General features: G+C 61.8%; 15 protein-coding genes and 1 pseudogene. 5 read left to right on the top strand and 11 right to left on the bottom strand.

Annotation, left to right across the window (positions count from 1 at the left end; all coding sequences use genetic code 11):
* Nucleotides 1-2: 2 nt before the first annotated feature.
* Together ACTJLC_RS26825 and ACTJLC_RS26820 are read right to left on the bottom strand one after the other, a co-directional pair.
* Nucleotides 3-1,330: pseudogene (locus ACTJLC_RS26825) on the bottom strand (type II toxin-antitoxin system HipA family toxin).
* Nucleotides 1,331-1,333: 3 nt separating this feature from the next.
* Entirely contained in the window at nt 1,334-1,786 is a 453-nt protein-coding gene (locus ACTJLC_RS26820) for a helix-turn-helix transcriptional regulator (RefSeq protein ID WP_073431735.1), read from the bottom strand.
* 317 nt (nt 1,787-2,103) lie between these two features.
* Between ACTJLC_RS26820 and ACTJLC_RS26815 the strand changes: the two genes are divergently transcribed.
* Both ACTJLC_RS26815 and ACTJLC_RS26810 read left to right on the top strand, forming a co-directional pair.
* Nucleotides 2,104-3,129 carry a hypothetical protein gene (locus ACTJLC_RS26815; RefSeq protein ID WP_143326506.1) on the top strand — a complete coding sequence of 342 codons (1,026 nt, stop codon included), beginning with the start codon at nt 2,104-2,106 and terminating at the stop codon, nt 3,127-3,129.
* 452 nt (nt 3,130-3,581) lie between these two features.
* Nucleotides 3,582-3,896 (top strand): tyrosine-type recombinase/integrase, encoded by a 315-nt coding sequence (locus ACTJLC_RS26810; RefSeq protein ID WP_073431737.1) that lies wholly within the window; start codon nt 3,582-3,584, stop codon nt 3,894-3,896.
* A gap of 499 nt (nt 3,897-4,395) precedes the next feature.
* Here the strand turns inward: ACTJLC_RS26810 and ACTJLC_RS26805 are convergent, their stop codons facing one another.
* Entirely contained in the window at nt 4,396-5,523 is a 1,128-nt protein-coding gene (locus tag ACTJLC_RS26805) for an IS630 family transposase (protein WP_176035840.1), read from the bottom strand.
* Between the two features lie 86 nt (nt 5,524-5,609).
* Here ACTJLC_RS26805 and ACTJLC_RS26800 point away from each other — a divergent pair, with 86 nt between their 5' ends.
* The 3 genes from ACTJLC_RS26800 to ACTJLC_RS26790 all read left to right on the top strand — a co-directional run bounded on the left by ACTJLC_RS26800 (nt 5,610) and on the right by ACTJLC_RS26790 (nt 7,573).
* Nucleotides 5,610-5,837, top strand: a complete 228-nt coding sequence (locus ACTJLC_RS26800) for a helix-turn-helix transcriptional regulator (RefSeq protein WP_073431739.1) — start codon at nt 5,610-5,612, stop codon at nt 5,835-5,837.
* Nucleotides 5,838-6,020: 183 nt separating this feature from the next.
* Nucleotides 6,021-6,194, top strand: coding sequence for a hypothetical protein (locus tag ACTJLC_RS26795; protein WP_159442600.1), 174 nt, complete (start codon nt 6,021-6,023; stop codon nt 6,192-6,194).
* Between the two features lie 812 nt (nt 6,195-7,006).
* Entirely contained in the window at nt 7,007-7,573 is a 567-nt protein-coding gene (locus ACTJLC_RS26790; RefSeq protein ID WP_073431740.1) for a hypothetical protein, read from the top strand.
* Between the two features lie 2 nt (nt 7,574-7,575).
* Here ACTJLC_RS26790 and ACTJLC_RS26785 read toward each other — a convergent pair whose 3' ends face one another.
* From ACTJLC_RS26785 to ACTJLC_RS26750, 8 genes are all read right to left on the bottom strand, one after another.
* Complete coding sequence (locus ACTJLC_RS26785) at nt 7,576-8,340, bottom strand: acyl-homoserine-lactone synthase (protein ID WP_244745224.1); 765 nt, start codon at nt 8,338-8,340, stop codon at nt 7,576-7,578.
* 162 nt (nt 8,341-8,502) lie between these two features.
* On the bottom strand, nt 8,503-9,291 hold the full coding sequence (locus ACTJLC_RS26780; RefSeq protein ID WP_084561496.1) for a LuxR family transcriptional regulator: 789 nt from the start codon (nt 9,289-9,291) through the stop codon (nt 8,503-8,505).
* A gap of 315 nt (nt 9,292-9,606) precedes the next feature.
* The gene (locus ACTJLC_RS26775; RefSeq protein WP_073431743.1) at nt 9,607-10,533 is read right to left on the bottom strand and encodes a 3-oxoacyl-[acyl-carrier-protein] synthase III C-terminal domain-containing protein; all 927 of its coding nucleotides are present in this window, start codon (nt 10,531-10,533) and stop codon (nt 9,607-9,609) included.
* Nucleotides 10,523-11,593: a 3-oxoacyl-ACP synthase gene (locus tag ACTJLC_RS26770; protein WP_073431744.1), complete on the bottom strand. Its 1,071-nt coding sequence runs from the start codon at nt 11,591-11,593 to the stop codon at nt 10,523-10,525. The genes ACTJLC_RS26775 and ACTJLC_RS26770 overlap by 11 nt, the downstream gene beginning before the upstream one ends.
* Complete coding sequence (locus tag ACTJLC_RS26765; protein ID WP_073431745.1) at nt 11,590-12,198, bottom strand: GNAT family N-acetyltransferase; 609 nt, start codon at nt 12,196-12,198, stop codon at nt 11,590-11,592. The genes ACTJLC_RS26770 and ACTJLC_RS26765 overlap by 4 nt, the downstream gene beginning before the upstream one ends.
* A gap of 25 nt (nt 12,199-12,223) precedes the next feature.
* On the bottom strand, nt 12,224-13,309 hold the full coding sequence (locus ACTJLC_RS26760; RefSeq protein ID WP_440845737.1) for an acyl-CoA dehydrogenase family protein: 1,086 nt from the start codon (nt 13,307-13,309) through the stop codon (nt 12,224-12,226).
* A gap of 24 nt (nt 13,310-13,333) precedes the next feature.
* Entirely contained in the window at nt 13,334-14,542 is a 1,209-nt protein-coding gene (locus ACTJLC_RS26755; protein ID WP_073431747.1) for a pyridoxal-dependent decarboxylase, exosortase A system-associated, read from the bottom strand.
* On the bottom strand, nt 14,539-15,789 hold the full coding sequence (locus tag ACTJLC_RS26750) for an AMP-binding protein (RefSeq protein WP_440845735.1): 1,251 nt from the start codon (nt 15,787-15,789) through the stop codon (nt 14,539-14,541). The genes ACTJLC_RS26755 and ACTJLC_RS26750 overlap by 4 nt, the downstream gene beginning before the upstream one ends.
* Nucleotides 15,790-15,895 lie beyond the last annotated feature (106 nt).

Genomic DNA, 15,895 nt, shown 5'->3' with positions numbered 1-15,895 from the left:
TCTTACTGTGCCGCGAGCTTCGCGCTGTGTTGCCGCAGTCCATTAAAGATCCTGTCTGACACGTCCTTCGGGACAGCGGCCGGCAGCAGCGGCTCGACCTCGGCGACGACATCTTCCGTCATGTCGGTCAGGGTGGTGATCATCTCATCGACGTCGGCCGGCGCCAGCGTGACTCGTTGCCCTTGCGCTATCCAGTGACGACGTCGAATATCGTTGATCAGGTAATGCGCGTTCTCACCACGTACCGCCATTGCCAGTTTCGCCCGGCGCGGGGAAAGCAGGTTCGGTCCGTTTCCAATGATCGGATGCGCGGAGAGAACGTCATAGATTGGAGTGGCCTGATAGCGGTTGGACTTCAGGTGCGCAATGCTGAAATTTTTCGCGTGGCCGTCGATGGCTGCAAGCATCCAGAAAACGATTTGCGTCATGAAGAAATTACGTTGATCGATCGCGGACCGCTCTGAACCGGCCAGGACTTCCATGATCTTCTGTATGCCGGGTCCGCTATCCGATTCATATTTGGCTGCGGCGGGCGTTGCGGTGGCCTGGCACATGTCCTCCTGGGGAAGCCTCAGGATCCATGAGCCGTCGCTCGCATACCTGCGATCGAATCGCTCGACCACGAGTACTTTCTGGTCCTCAAACGTTGCAATGTCGCATCTGGCGATGGGCAAACCATACGCGGCGACGATTTTCGAGCACAGCCACTCGTTTTCCACCGATGTGCGCATGTCGGCGCGCATGTTTCCGACCAGTCCGAGGGGCAGCTTCAGGATATGCGTGGTCGGCGTGCTGCGTTCAGGGATAAACCACTGGTCGCCGTGCCATAGAAGGGCGGTCTTTTCCTGCGCGCCGGCGATGGACAGACGCAGATCGTCGATGGGCTCGTGTTGACCCAACGCAGGCGGGGCCGTTACCTCCCGCAGTAGCCGCGCGATTTCCGCCTCGTCGAGGCGGGCGCCCGCTGATCTTCTCCAGGTCCACCGGGGTTTCATCCGGAGGCAGCATCTGGATAGCGCCTACGCAGTCTCTTCCCAACTCGGCCAGCAACTCGAAGGGTGATGTGCCACCGGTTCTGTAGCGCGTTGCGATGCGCTCGCGGATAGCCCTGCTATCAGGCAGCAGGTTACCAGTCCGAAACGAGCTTGCCCCGGTAGGGTTGGTTACCGGCCGTGAAAGGTAGCGAGAGCGATAGGGGGCGCCCCTGTTCGTCTGCTATCCAATCTTCGAAGTAAGTGAGTTTCTCCCCGTCCCGAGTGGTCTCCCAGGTACCTACAGGCAACCCGTTCATCCACAGAGTCAGGCTTTTTCCTTGTGCGCGGCGGCCCATGTGTTACCAGTCCTCCCGCTTCCTGATGACAGCGGCGATTGGCGCCGCTCGCTTCCGTGTGACCGGCTTCGATGAGCCTTGCTCGCCACCGCGCGCGGATGTGGCGGCGGGTTTCCGGCTGCCAGCCGTCTTTGCTGCGCCAGTAGTCGCTCGTTTTTTTGCCACGCTCTGCTTCGCCGCGACTGGCGGCTTCGCTGTCCGCGGACGTTCGGGGACGCGGCTTTCGAGATTCGCCGACGCCAGCGCCTGGTTCAGAACGATATCGACCTTCAGCACCTTCAAAACATGAAATAACCGATCCATGCTCGCGGCTTCGGGCTTCGCCTCGAACTGGGCGTAGGTCTGCTGAGTGACACCCAAATGGCTGGCCATGCGCGCCTGCGTGAGTCCGGCGGCCTTGCGGAAGCCGACAAGAAGCGGCCGCAACTGGCGAGGGGTTTTGACGGGATAGTCCACGGGCGACCTCGGGTAGTGCGAGGAAAGAGGCGGTCTGCAACGGTCGGAACAGTATATCTCCTGTATCGGGCGAATACAAGTTTTGTACTGTAATTGGTAGATACAGGAGATATCTTGTTGAGATAGCTTCGGCGGTTGGAGGATAGCCGCCGACTCACGAAGTAGAGGCGATGCCGACCCGCCGCGCAGTGGGCTCGAAATGGCAACTGCCAGCCCCGATCGCTTTGCGCCCCTTCCTATTCAACCCGCATCAAATATTTGCGAACGTCGCTCCCTTTTCGCCAGCGCGGAAACCTTACGTTCTTGCAACGAGGACCATGAAGGCGTTCGACGCATTTCAGACGTCGCCTACGTTGAGAGAATCTCCGACCATGCGCGCCATCCGCTTTTTTCGCGGCAGTACAGCCGAGGCTTCCTCGACCAGGGACGCCAGCACACCACAGTCTCCCCAGACAGGTGGCAGGAAGGGCCTGTCTTTCCACTTTTCATTGCCGGGCCTGACGGGGCGCGGCGCGAAGTTGTCCGCATCTGCTGCGAAATCGTCGATGCCGCCTCGCGGTGTGCTCAAGCGCAAGCCGCTTCCCGAGAACGCGCTCGGCAAACTGATGCATGCCGAGCAGCCGACGAAACTCACCACCGAGTTTCTTCGTCGCGAGGAGCAGACGCATGCTCCCAAAAGCGTGACGTTCGCCGCTAAGGCGAGGGTCGTCGATGGAGCCGGCAAGCTTCGCAGGGTGGACTCCAAGCGGTTGGACACACACAAGGTGGTGGAGGAGCGATCGCCCGAATTGACACGCAGCAACACCGCGCGACGGCAGAGCGCGCAGCATGTCGCGCAAAATCTCTCCGAGCTCATCGAAAGCCATCCTGAGGGGACCTTCGACGCCACCATTCAGCAAGACCTCTTGCCTCATGAAGCGCTCGAAGGCGCGGACCTCGACCATCTCGATCACGCGGACGTGGTCCACGAATTGGGAGAGCTTCAGAGAAGGCAGAATCAGGGTCTGCTGCGCCAGATCGCCTTGAGTCTGAAGACACTCGCAGCCACGTCCGCCGATGAGGTGAGAGAAATCCTTCCCGCCATCGTGCGGAATACGCACGTGCACGAGGCGCATGATCACGAAGCCGACGGAATCACCGAGGAAAAAGCATCTCCGGAAGAGACGATCCGGGCAGCGTTCGCCAGGCTCCCGGAGCGGCTGCGCGGAGAGGACGTGATCGAGATGTTCGAAAGCCTCGATGCGCCGCATCCTCGGCAGGTGATGGCCGCGCAGGCTCAGACTTACCTCGATACGATCGACGAGCGTCTTGCGGAACTCAACGCGAAAGGCGTTCAACGGTAGCGCATGCGCGAGTTTCATGGCGTTCTCCCCGACGGACAACCGCCGTGACGAACCAGATGATAGTTACTGTTCAGAAACACAACAAAGACAAGTAAGCAATTGTTTTTATTTAATAGTTTTAGTTTGGGAGGTCCAAAAATTGCGTTTTTACCCGCAATTTACCCGCGCTGAAGGATTGTGAGTCCGCGCGAGCCGCGGCAATTACGAACACTATCGACGTCGACGAACCTGTCAGACTGACGAGGCGCTCGAGCAGTACACGCAGCGGCCACGTTTGCAGCGGATGAGCATGCAGCCCATTTCGTCGAAAAGGCTTACGGGGAGGGCTTTCCGATGCGTGTTCAGTGGCGGTTCGATCGTTTCCGCGGGACTGTCGGGGCAGCGGAGTCTTCGTTATGGGCGCTCTACAACAGTGTTAACCTGCGCTGCCCGACGGCGAAACATCCGCATCCATGAAGGCCCTGAAGGCCCTGAAGGCTCAGGACGGTCTCCCGGCACGCGCACTCGCGCTGCTGATTCCCACTGCGGGCAGAACGAATGAGGTAACCGGTGCAGTGCGCGGCGAATTCGACCTTGACGGGGCCACGTGGACGATTCCCGCAGAACGGATGAAGGCCGAACGTCCGCACCGGATTCTACTGTCCGCATCGGCCCTCTCGCTCATGCGCACGCTGCTTGATGAGGCTGACAGCGATCTGGTCTTTCCGGGCGCGAAGAAAGGCAAATCACTGTCCAACATGGCAGTGCTCGGCGTGCTTCGCGCATGAAACGAAACGACCTCACGGTGCATGGCTTTCGTTCGATCTTCCGCGACCGGGGGGGCGGAATGTACGACGTCCCCAAACGAAATAGCCGAGATGACGCTCGCTCATGCCGTGGATGACAAAAGTCGAGGCCGCGTATCGTCGGGGGACATGTTCCGGCGACGCAGACAGATGATGTGCGACTGGGCGCTGTACTGCACGAGAAAGGCAAAAGCGGCCTGATGTTGTGTAGGCTCTCCGCTCGGATGGCGCGAAACGGTGCGGCAGGGTGCACAGGCCGTGCGTTCGCTTGCGGCTGGATTTCATCTGCATAGGCCCGATAGTTGCATCCCTACGAATCGCAAGGTCCTGCTCCCTGCCAGCATTGTGAGAGCAAGGTTTAACCGGTCGTCACTGGGTGCGGGAACCGCAGGGAATTCTGGGTACATCGTCTTCGGGCGATCAGTCCGGATTCCAGCAATTTTATTCCGCACAGCGCATTTGCGATGCCGTCAGCAAGAAGCTAGATTGGTGGCATCTGGGGTGATCCGAGTCTAGTCAGGAGGACCTGGTGTTCCGTCCCAGAAATAACTTTGCATAGCCGGGCCACTTTCTGGAGAATGGAATCGGCTGTCGCGGTCCATACGAACGGACGCTTGTGCTGGTTGTACTGCTCGGTATAACGCTCGATGCTGGCGATGAGCTGGCGCACGTTTCTGAATGACCCGCGACGGATCGCCTGCTCCGTAATCAGGCCAAACCAGCGTTCAACCTGATCCAGCCAGCTGGAGTAGGTCGGCGTGAAGTGCATGTGGTAGCGCGTATGCCTTGCGAGCCACGCCCTGACCCTCGGATGCTTGTGTGTCGCGTAGTTGTCGACGACCAGATGCACATCGAGATCAGCCGGCACCGCCTGGTCAATATGCCTGAGGAACGCCAGGAATTCCTGATGTCGGTGGCGCGGCTTGCATTGAGCAATGACTTCGCCCGTTGCTGCATTGAGCGCAGCGAACAGGGTTGTAGTGCCATGCCGGACGTAATCATGCGTCACCCCTTCGAGATAGCCCAGCCCCATCGGCAGCATCGGCTGCGTGCGCTCCAGCGCCTGACACTGGCTCTTCTCGTCGACGCACAGCACCAGGGCGTTGGTGGGCGGGCTCAGGTACAGTCCGACAATATCGCGCACCTTCTCGACGAAGAATGAATCGGTAGACAGCTTGAAGCTCTTTGAACGATGGGGCTGTATACCGAACAGCGACAGATACCGGGCCACCGAACTCTTCGAAATCCCTGTCTGCGCGGCCGCAGAACGCACGCTCCAGTGCGTTGCCCCGTCCGGCTTCTCGTGCAACACCCTGGCCAGCAATTCCGCGACCGCCTCGTCGTCATGTGTGCGCGGTCGGCCTGGGCGAGCTTCATCATGCAGACCCGCAAGCCCCTGAGCGACAAACCGCTTCTTCCAGTGCGTGATCGCCGGTGGCGTCACTTCGCACTGCATCGCAATTTCCTTAGTCGTGTGACCGTCAGCGGCCATCAGGACAATCTTTGCCCGACGGACCAGAGAATGAGGCAACGAACGCGAGCGACTCATGGACAGCAACTGTTCTCGCTCCAGTTCTGACACCACAACCTCGATCCCCTTGCGTCCCATGATCGCCTCCTGTCCATCACCGTTCGATGTCGATCATAGAACAATCTAAATTTATGTAAAGTTATTTCTGGGACGGAACACTAGCGATGGCTGAACAGATTGTTGAGCGCGCGGGCGCGAACGCGCGCCTGATTCGCCTTCGCGAGGTGCGTACCCGCGTTGGTCTCGGTGCAAGCACGGTCTACCGCTATCTGGCAACAGGGAAATTCCCACGGCCGGTCGAGATTGGTGGCGGCAGGGTGGCGTGGCTTGAAAGCGAGATTGATGCGTGGATTGCCAGTCGCCTGGAAGCCGAACGGCGCGAGGCGGGATAATGCGGTTCATTCTGTCACTGCGATACGACCTTATTACCGGGCGCCACGTTGTACCCATGCTTCGCAGCGCTAGTGCGGTGTTCCGTTCTGACGGGAACTTGAGCGGCTGTTGGCGCGAGTGACCTTCTGCAGGATATCGCGAGCGCTCCTGGTCCAGATGGACGGCTTGGGGTTGATGTCGCGATGTGCAACGTACCCATCGACGGCGGCGACAGTTCGGGCATGCTGGTGAACAAACCTCAGCACAACCGCTCGGCGGTAACCTCGCGGAAGAACCGCTCGACCATGTTCGGGCACGACGCCGAAGTCGCCGTGAAGTGCATGTTGACGCGCGCATGCCTGCGCAGCCACTCCTGAACGGCCGGCTGCTTGTGCGTGGCCTAGTTGTCGGCGATCACACGCGGCGTCCTGTCGTTGGCGTTTGGGGATCGATCTGGCGAAGGAATTTCAGCTACTTGATGTGGGTATGGTGCTGCGGCACTGGCCGATGACCTGGCCGTCCGGCACATTGAGCGTGGCAAAACAGCGTAGTCGTGCCAATACCCTTGTTGTCGGGGGCATGCTCGGGCGGAGACATACAAAGGCCCACGATGTCTTCGAGTTTCTCGGCGAACTTCGGGTTGCGCGAGACTTTGAAGCGTCGCTAGACGTGCGGCTTTAGGCCGTGGCCGTGCCAATGCCGCATGACGGTGCTGACGCTATCGCCCGACCCGGCGCTCACCTGCGCGTGCCCCAGTGCTTGACCGTTTGGGCGATCTTTGAGCATTGCTGTGGCAAGTCATAGAGAGGTCTTCCTGCCACAACCTTCCGCGAACTATGCCGGCCTTTCGACAGCGGGTTCCGCATGTTTGCGACTTAATGGCAGGATAGTGCACGCTGCCTGACGGTGGCCCCGTCGATCCGGTGACCGGCGGTCACCAGAACTGTCGGTACTCCTGCTGCATATCCGTGCTGATTCCGATATGGCACGCCCTGTCTTTTTTCGCAGTTGATATTTCGTCTGAGAAAACCGAAAAAAGATACGTGGCTGAAGCCCGATGACTTTGCCGCGATTAACGGTCACGATTGACCGGTGGTGAAGACTCCAGGTGCCTTCCGTGCGCGTCTGACGGCGGGGAAGGGGCGCAGCCGGAACGGTACAGGCATGCGCATTTGAGGCAGGGAACATCATGAAAGAACTCGATGCATGGCCAGTCACTGGCATGGAGCACGCCCCTCCGATGCTACCGGCAAGCGCTACTCCCGATCAGCGTTTGCAGCGGGCAGAAGCCGAAGTCCGTCGGCTAACCAGATGCATGGAGATGAAGGACCGGCAGCTCTGCCAGTTGCGCAAGGCGCTTGCGCATTCGGCGACCGTTCACTACTCATTTGAAGATCGTCTGCAGCGTGAACTCGATGCCCTGCGGATCATGATACCCGTGAACGGGTTCCAGGAGCATTGTGGCAAGTTTGCTAGCGACCAGCCAGAGGAAGGCATCGTCGTGAAACTGCCCTACGTGACGTCGATACTGTCCGTTCTGTTCGATGCGATGTGTACGTTCTGGGCGGACGGCGATCACGATCATCCTCCGAAGTCTGCGACCGTCGCGCACGCGATCGACGATCGCCTGGGCTTGAGTTCACAGCAGAATGGAGAGGCTTCGCGCAGCGGGCAGGCCTACGCATCGGCGATCAGGCCGGACTGGATGAAGGAGGCCGACAACCGGCACCATTGCCGGCCTGCAGGCATGCGCTAATGTCAGGGGCCAGTCGTCCAGACTGTCGCTTGTGTGTGTACCGTACTGTTGTCGCAAACTGCGAGGGGCACGTCGCCATGAGGGCGCACAGAGGGCGCATTCGCTTCAGTCGGAGGCGAATGAGCCGGCATGCCAGGTCCGAGGAGCTGGTGCTGTCCGACGCGGGTGATCGAATTCAGCAGCGTGACAGGATCGCACTGGAGTTTGTGGAACGTGGTAGGGGCTAGATCGATTGAGCACGCAACGATATTCGTGCAGCCCGGCGCCGTGCCAACGCCGATATCGAGCAGATCGAGCCCGAAGCGTCGGTACAGGCGCGCAACGGAGCGGGAGACCACGCCGATCACGCGTGTCGCGCCCAACGAGAGGGCGAGCGCCATTGCGTAAGGGAACAACGACATGCCCGACATTGAGCCAGTTCGATGGTCCGGCAGTCCAGATCCTGCGAACCGCGACATCTCCCATATCGAAGGTGATGACGGCAAGGAATCTGGCCTTGCAAGTTCCTGAAAGACGTCACGGAGCAGATAGGGTCCTGTGGTGGGCATGAGCCGCGCACATCCGCACACCTCTTCGTCTGCGGACAGCGCGGCCAGGTGGACCGTAGCGCCTCCGTCGAATTCATCCCACTCGCCCGTCGCATCGTGTGACACGCCGGGTATTTCCCAGTGCAGGCGCTGGACAAATACCCTGTGACGGAAGACTCCGAGATGGTGACGGATATCTGATGGCAGGTCATCAAGCCGGCCGGCAACGATGTATGACATGGGCTCCTCCTCGTGTTAGCCGTTGACGTGACGCTATCAGCGTGTCTCTGGCCCAGAAACTCGGAGCTTTGGGAGGGTGTCGGCGCGCACGCGAGCGTGCACTGGCCCAGGCCGCTTACGGCGACGGGCAGGGCATGCGGTGGAATTGCGGGAAAAGCGGAGTCAGGGTTTGATGATGCCCTGTACGGTCGCGTGGACTGCGGCGGCCGTCCTGCTGCGGATGTTGAGCGCCTCCATCGCTTCTTCGATGTGGTAGTCAACGGTATAGCGCGAGCGCCCGAGGATCTCGCCAATCTCGGCCGAGGTTTTCCCCCGGGCGACCCAGGTCAGGCATTCGAGCTGACGCGGTGTCAGCAGGTGGGCCGCCCTTTTCGGGGACATTTGAGCGAGGCGATGCAGTTCGAAGTGAAACTGCGCGCTGATCAGGTATGCCAGCCGGGAGTTGATTGCGTCGTTGACGGAGCGCAACGGGCCGGACAGGTTGAACAGCAGGATACTGCCATCGGACTGGTGGACCGGGATACTGAGTCCCGCGCGCAATCCGGCCTCTCCTGCTTCGTCGAGTAGACGACGCTCGGCTTTGCTCAAGCCGATGATGTCATGCCACCGGTAGGGAGCCGACTGGAGGAACGCAGCCCGATGAACGGGGTCGCTGGACGCGTAATCCCGACGCTGGTAGTGCCGCACCCACTCCTGCGGATAGTGGGAGCCGATCATCTCGAGCGCCGTTCGCCGGGTGCAGGTCGAACGGCTCCGGGTAACGCGGCTGATCACGTAATGCGGGAAGCCGAGTTTCCCGGCCGCATGGCCGAAAGATTCGACGAGGGAAGGGATATCGGCGGCACATGCAAGACGCATCACCGGTGCCGGTGCGCCGGTTTGCAGACGATTAGATATGAGTGATGGCCTGTGCTGACGCTCGTTCAGACGGCGTCCAGAGACATGTTTCATGTTCACTACCCCGCCGCTGCCCCAACAGAGTCAGGAACTCCAGGTGCCGCATGAGAACGAGGCCCGCGCGCAACGACGGTGCGATTCATGCGACACGCGTTTCAGGAGTGAGGGGCCAATCAGAGTCGCGCATACGATTGCCGCAGATTGCGACACCGGTGATGGCCAACTGGACGCGTACTATGCACGGGCCCGAATGCATTTAAACATTTATTATAGTGTGCCGATTACCGCCCGACGATTCATATAAGGGATAGAAACATACCCACTGCATGGGGTTGGGGCAAGCGGACGAGACGGGGCTGAGTCGGCCGGCTAACGGACCAGCAAGGCTGCCGCTGAAAACCCTCCGATGCCTCGCGCGAAGAGCAGGAGCGGCCTGCCCGTCACGAGCCCCTCACACTGGGCGAGATTGATGAATGCATCGCTGACGGTGACGTGGCCGACGCGGGCAAAATTCTCCGCGAACAGCCGGTCGTGCGGAACCTGAAGTGAATCGAGCAGGCGGTGCCACGCGGGCAGGTCCAGATGGTGGGGCAGGATGCGCTGGATGTCGTCCAGTGTGAAACGTGCCTGCTGGACGGTCTGCCTGATCAGACTGCGCGCGGTGAAGAAGTTCTGCGCTGCCAGGCGCGATTCGTCATTTGCCAGTACCCCTCGCCAGCCCAGCCCGCTGGCGTGCATCCCGATCGCGAGCAGGCGGTTGACGGCAGCACCGCGTTCGATGAATGCAGCAAACGCACCATCACCCAGAATCCCCTCGGCTCGCATTAACCTTTCCGATGCCAGCGGCATGACGTCGGCGCCGACAAGCAGGACCCGTTTCATGTAGGGTCGGGCGATGAACATCGCGCGAATCACGCGCAGTGCGGCGAGGGCGGACGCACAGTGCTGCTGCGCGAAGGAAAACGCCTCTGCGTTGGTGAATCCGAAACGGTCACAGAGCAGGCCGGGTAGCGAGTGCGGCGGCGGAGCAACGCTGCCCTGCAGTGTATGCACGTACACGATGCAGTCGACTTCGCGACGCGCAATACCTGAGGTAAGCAGGAGACGCTGGACCGCGCTGGCCGCGAGACCGATCGCAGTTTGCCCATTCGCTTTCCGGTAATAGCGCATCCCCGCCCGTTCCAGCTGCACGACGGTAGTGGCGCTCTGTCCGGTCCGTTGTCCCCAGCTGCGGACATCGTCGACGCATTGAGGAAGATGGAAAGCGACGTGCGTTATGCCGAGATCAGGGATCATGAGACGGACTGGACCTCGTTTTGCTGATAGGGAGGGAGGGTGCGCCGTGCATCCCCAGCAGTGCTGTGCCGATAAAGCCGCCTGTCCCGTAGCCCCACAGCAGCGCGCGGTGTCTCCGGCCACAGGCGGCGCGGTTGAGTATCTGTGCGAGGCGCACGATGGATTCGGCAGCGCCGAGATGAACGCAATCTTCATGCTGCACACCTGTGTCCGGCCGGCCGAGCAGGTCGGATACTGCGGCCGTGAGCGACGGAATACCTGGGTGCCCCACAACGTCGTTAACATTCTCGTCGTGAAGGCCGTGTCGCGCGAGGAGCGAGTCGATCATCGATAGCAAGGGGAATGTCCGGGCATCGGCGACTCCTGCGTCACCGCACACCATGTCAACGGGAACGTGCCGGGCTGCGACATCAAGCAGGTGCACACCACCTGTGCCGGGGTCGGTTCGTTCAACGAGCATCGCGCCGGCGGCGTCACCGTGCACCATGCAAGTTCCGCACATTCTGGAAAACGGTGGGCACCATTTCTCCGCTGCTACGATAAGTATGGTATGGATGTGCGGCTCAGCGACGAGCAGGTCGGCCGCAAGCCTCAATGCCGTGAATGGCGACACGCCATGCTGTTGCGAGACGGAAAATGGAAAGCACGGTGTGCCGACTTCGGCACACAGCCGTCCGGCAACGGTGGTCGAAACGTGTTCATCGAGGCTGCTGTGACAGAACACGATGACATCGACCGGGCGGGCGTCCGGGGGGCGTGCAGCGCAGAGCGCATTCGCCACTTTTACGGCGAGTCCGGAAAGATCGGTACCGGTTTCGACCGGCACCATGCAGGTCACGTCGGGTGTTGGCACACCGGAATGCACAGGGCGTGAACCACCGGTTTCCTCGCCTGCCCCCGCCTCCAGCCAGTGGCCGTAGTCGGGATGCCACGATCTCATCCACGCATCCCAGCCTGGATGTCCGGTTGCGCGCAGTGCCGACTCGATCGCCGTCCATCGGGAGAGCGGTATGGCCTCAGGCACCCAGGCCGTCACTGCGGTGATGACGGGCGGCTTCATGCGCCCCCCGCGGGCGGGCCCGAGCCGTTGGCGAGATCGGCTGGTAGCAGGTCATAGAGTACGCGCCCAAACCGCGACCCACGCATGACATGGCAATCGCGCTGCAGGCCGGCCGGCCGAAACCCGATCCGCTCGAGCAGGCGTCGTGACCGCACGTTGCAGTCCACGGCCCACGCCGTGACGCAATGCAGCCGGTCCGTTGCGAACGCCTCGTGGAGAAGCGTGGTCGAGGCCACAAACGTCATGTCACTGCACGCTGGGCGCCGGCTGTCGCGCAATACCCAGAACGAGGCGGTGCCAAAGGCATGCGCGAGATCGCTGATGGCCACAAGGCCGCTTGCGACCTCATGGCCGGCCGGTCCGAACATGCGCAGGCGGTGCCGACCGCTTTGCACCATGAGCTGCACGGCAAGCAGGGGTAGCGTTTGGCGGCCCTGCCCAAAATCGAACCACTGGTTGATGTCCGGTTCGGAGAGCCAGGCAGCGATGTCGTTCACATCGTTGCTGTCAGGTTCACGAAGCCAGCATGAGCCGGATCCTCCATCCGTCTGGTGGGATCCTTCAGTCTGCTGCGCGGGTGTTCGCGACTGGCCCTGGCTGTCCACGTCGAATCTCCGGCCGGTGAATGCCTCATGCAGACGCGATGAACGTACGCAGCGCGGCCTCGACCTTCATCAACAGCATCGCAAACCAGTGCACCGTCTGGAACCGTGCCGCCGGCGGGGGGCCTTCCACGTAGCCATGGCCACCGCAAAGCTGCACAAGCTCGCGCGCAACGTCCATCGCTTCGGTGGCAACGTGGCGAGCCATCTGCGATACGGGGGCGATCTGCGCCTGCGTATCCTGCGCTGCCACCGACCGGAGCACGAGATGGATGGTGTGCGCGGACACGAGCATGTCGGCGAGCCGGGCAGCGACGAGCTGATGGGCAACGATCGGCTTGCGGAACGTCTGTCGGGTCACGCTGTAGGCAAGGGCGAAGTCCACACACCGCTGCACGGCGCCCGAAAGCAGCGTGGCGAAGTAGATCGCTGTGTCGACGAGCGACTGCCGAACCGGATCCGGGCCGAAGTTGTCTTCGTCCCGGGTCGCCACCGGGATCGGGGCATCGTCTGCAGGCACGGCGGTATATCGTTCGATGGATAGCGCGCCGAGCACGGCAACAGGTGCGGCACCGCGGATTTCCTGCCCTGCAGGCAGCGTCGCGAGCACGAGCTGCGGGCGTTTGTCGTCCATGCGGACCATCATTACTGGCGAGGCTGGGTGCCGGCGCAATATCCAGAGACCCGAGGCATCGATGTCCGGAATACCCGGTGCGATCGATGTGCTGCCGTCGAAATAATGCCGGGTATCCCGGTCGGATAGCCGGTCGAGCGCATCGTATTCGCGCAGTGTCATCAGTGCCGGGCTGCTGAGTGTCAGTTCGGCCGCGCGTTCCAGCGGACCCGCCGCGAACTGTTCAACGACAAGCGCCAGGTCGTGCCGGTTGATTCCCATGCCTCCTTTCTGCTCCGGCAGGATCATGGCCGCGAGGTCGAGCGTCGCAGCGAGCCTGACCGTTTCGCTCCATAGGGCAGCGTCTGGCTGATGGACGAGCAGCGGTTCGAGGCGTTCGCGCGCAAACTGTCTTGCGGTCGCACGCAGCCCCTGCTGATCGTCGCTGAGCGCCCACGATGCTGGCGTGAGGTCCGTTACGACGGATCGACTGGATGGCATGATGTTTCTCCTGCTGTTGCGGCGTCACACGAGCATTTCGACGGGTTCGGGATGGCTCAGGAAATGCAGCGGGCTCGCCGAGCGCCCATACGCGCCCGACTGTTTCACCACGACAAAGTCGCCGATATTAGCTTCGGGAAGCTCAATGTCGTCCGCCAGTCGGTCGAGCGGCGTGCACAGGCAGCCCACCACGTGGCAGCGTTCGCGTGCCACACCATCGGGACGGTTTCCGATGACGACCGGAAAGTTACGCCGAAGGACCTGGCCGAAGTTGCCGGAGGCAGCGAGGTGATGATGCAGGCCGCCATCCGTGATGACGAACGTTTTGCCGCGCGAGACCTTGTGGTCGATCACGCGGCACACGTAGATGCCCGCTTCTCCCACCAGGTAACGCCCGAGCTCCAGGATCGGCGTCGTTCCGGGCAGACCTGCGCGCATCCCTGGCAGCCAGTCGTGCATCGCTTCGCAGACTGCCTTCACGTCGAGCGGTGTTTCGCTTGGGAAGTAGGGGATACCAAAGCCGCCGCCAAGGTTCACGAACCGGAGCGGCTCGGTCAGACCGCCGGCTAGCCGGAGGACGAGTTCAGCACTCTGGCGCTGGGCCTTGACGACGGTTGCCGCATGCAGGCACTGTGAGCCCCAGAAGACGTGGAAGCCGGCGAGTGCGACTTCCCGCGCTTCGAGTTCGCGCAGCAGCGCCGGCACCTGCTCGACATCGACGCCGAACGGCGCCGCGCCGCCACCCATGCGCATGCCGCTCTGCCCGACCTGAAAGTCGGGATTGACGCGGATCGCCACGCTGGGCTGCACGCCGAGTTCCCATCCGAGCGCCGTGACGAGCCGTAGCTGGGTTTGCGATTCAACGTGCACGTTCACACCGCTGGCGACGGCGCGCCGCAGGTCGTCATGAGACTTGCCGGGACCGGCAAAGCCAATATCCGCCGGGGCGGCGCCGGCGTTGAGCGCGACGGCCATCTCCTGCGCCGAGGCGACGTCGAACCCGTCCACCCATGCGGCCAGATAGTGGACCAAAGCTGGCATCGGATTCGCCTTGATCGAGTAGTGCAGATGCATGCCGGAGGGCAGCAGGCTGCGCAGTTCCCGGATGCGGGCGTCGATCGCTGCGCGGTCGTAGGCGAAAAACGGCGTACGCCCTGCGCGGTCGGCCAGCTGACGCACGTCCACGCCGCCGAACTGCAGCCCGGAGGGCCGCCGGATGAAAGTCAGGTTCACGATGCTTTCTCCCCAGAACCGCCTGCGAGCGAGGCAAGCCGGGTACGCAGCGCCGCCCTGTCGAACTTCCCGTTGGGATTGCGTGGAATTTCCGGACAACTCACGATGTCCCGGGGGACCATATAGCGCGGCAGGCGCTGCATGCACCAGTCGCGCAGATCGCCGACACGTGTTGAACCACCTGCCAGGACGACGAGCAGCGCGATCGCTTCGCCAAGCCGATCATCCGGGATACCCAGGGCAACCGCTTCCACGACGAGGCCGCTTGCGTGAACCGCTTCCTCGATTTCCTCCGGGCTTATCCGGTAGCCGGAACTCTTGATCTGGGCGTCGTTGCGGGCGATGAAATAGAGAAAACCCTCGCTGTCGCGCCGCACCAGGTCGCCAGACCAGACCGCCATATCGTGCGGCGCTCCGCCCGGTTTCGTTTCGGGCGAAGGACGGTAGCGTTGGGCAGTGCGTGCCGCGTCGTTCCAGTAGCCAAGTGTGACGCATGCGCCCACATGCACGAGCTCGCCGGCTTCATCCGGGGAGCACGGTGTGCCGTCCTCCCGGACGACGAGCACCCGCGCATTGGGCACGGCTGTACCGATCGAGTCGGACCGCCGGTCGATCTGCGCAGGGTCGAGATATGTGGAACGGAACGCCTCGGTCAGCCCGTACATCAGGAAGGGTGTGGCTCGCGGAAACAGCGCCCTGAGTTTCTGCAGCACAGGCAGCGGAAGGCGACCTCCGGTGTTCGCGAAGTAGCGCAGATTGTTGCGCGACCCGTCGGGCCACGTTGCGGCTGCGAGCTGCATCCATAGTGGCGGCACACCGGTAATCGCAGTGATGTGCTCGCGCTCGCACGCGCGGACGGCATCGTGCGCGCTGAGGTAATTCAGAAGGACCGCTGTTGCGCCCGCAGACCAGGCCGAGGTCAACTGGCTCAGCCCCGCATCGAAGCTCAGGGGCAGAACGGCGAGGATGCGGTCAGACGGCTCGTGGCGCAGATAGTCGGCTACGCTCCAGGCGCCTTCGAGCAGGTTCCGGTGGCTGAGCATCACGCCCTTGGGCAGCCCTGTCGAGCCGGATGTGTACAGAAGGGCGGCGAGGTCGGTATCAACGTACGATACCGCCGGTCCCGCGATATGGGCATCGTCGGGGCGGCCGCTGTCACGGCCTGGCCAGCGATGAATCCTGACCGTGTTCCCGAGGCTGGAGAATGCCAGTTCAGGCTCATCCACGATGATCAGTGCGTATTTCACACCAAGCTGGACAGCGATTTCGCGCCAAGCTGGACAGGCATTTCACGCGAAGGTGGGCACGGATTTCACGGCAAGCTGGACAGCGATTTCACGCGAAGCTGGACAG

This window comes from Paraburkholderia sp. 22099 (assembly GCF_052045835.1).
Taxonomy (GTDB): Bacteria; Pseudomonadota; Gammaproteobacteria; order Burkholderiales; family Burkholderiaceae; genus Paraburkholderia; species Paraburkholderia terricola.
Note: the sequence above shows the minus strand (reverse complement) of the source record. Positions and strands in the feature narration are given on the sequence as shown.

Bases quoted from the DNA above. Each gene is read 5' to 3' on its own strand.
- ACTJLC_RS26815 (WP_143326506.1), top strand. From the start codon at position 2,104: ATGAAGGCGTTCGACGCATTTCAGACGTCGCCTACGTTGAGAGAATCT.
- ACTJLC_RS26810 (WP_073431737.1), top strand. From the start codon at position 3,582: ATGAAGGCCCTGAAGGCCCTGAAGGCTCAGGACGGTCTCCCGGCACGC.
- ACTJLC_RS26805 (WP_176035840.1), bottom strand. From the start codon at position 5,523: ATGGGACGCAAGGGGATCGAGGTTGTGGTGTCAGAACTGGAGCGAGAA.
- ACTJLC_RS26800 (WP_073431739.1), top strand. From the start codon at position 5,610: ATGGCTGAACAGATTGTTGAGCGCGCGGGCGCGAACGCGCGCCTGATT.
- ACTJLC_RS26795 (WP_159442600.1), top strand. From the start codon at position 6,021: ATGTGCAACGTACCCATCGACGGCGGCGACAGTTCGGGCATGCTGGTG.
- ACTJLC_RS26790 (WP_073431740.1), top strand. From the start codon at position 7,007: ATGAAAGAACTCGATGCATGGCCAGTCACTGGCATGGAGCACGCCCCT.
- ACTJLC_RS26785 (WP_244745224.1), bottom strand. From the start codon at position 8,340: ATGTCATACATCGTTGCCGGCCGGCTTGATGACCTGCCATCAGATATC.
- ACTJLC_RS26780 (WP_084561496.1), bottom strand. From the start codon at position 9,291: ATGAAACATGTCTCTGGACGCCGTCTGAACGAGCGTCAGCACAGGCCA.
- ACTJLC_RS26775 (WP_073431743.1), bottom strand. From the start codon at position 10,533: ATGATCCCTGATCTCGGCATAACGCACGTCGCTTTCCATCTTCCTCAA.
- ACTJLC_RS26770 (WP_073431744.1), bottom strand. From the start codon at position 11,593: ATGAAGCCGCCCGTCATCACCGCAGTGACGGCCTGGGTGCCTGAGGCC.
- ACTJLC_RS26760 (WP_440845737.1), bottom strand. From the start codon at position 13,309: ATGCCATCCAGTCGATCCGTCGTAACGGACCTCACGCCAGCATCGTGG.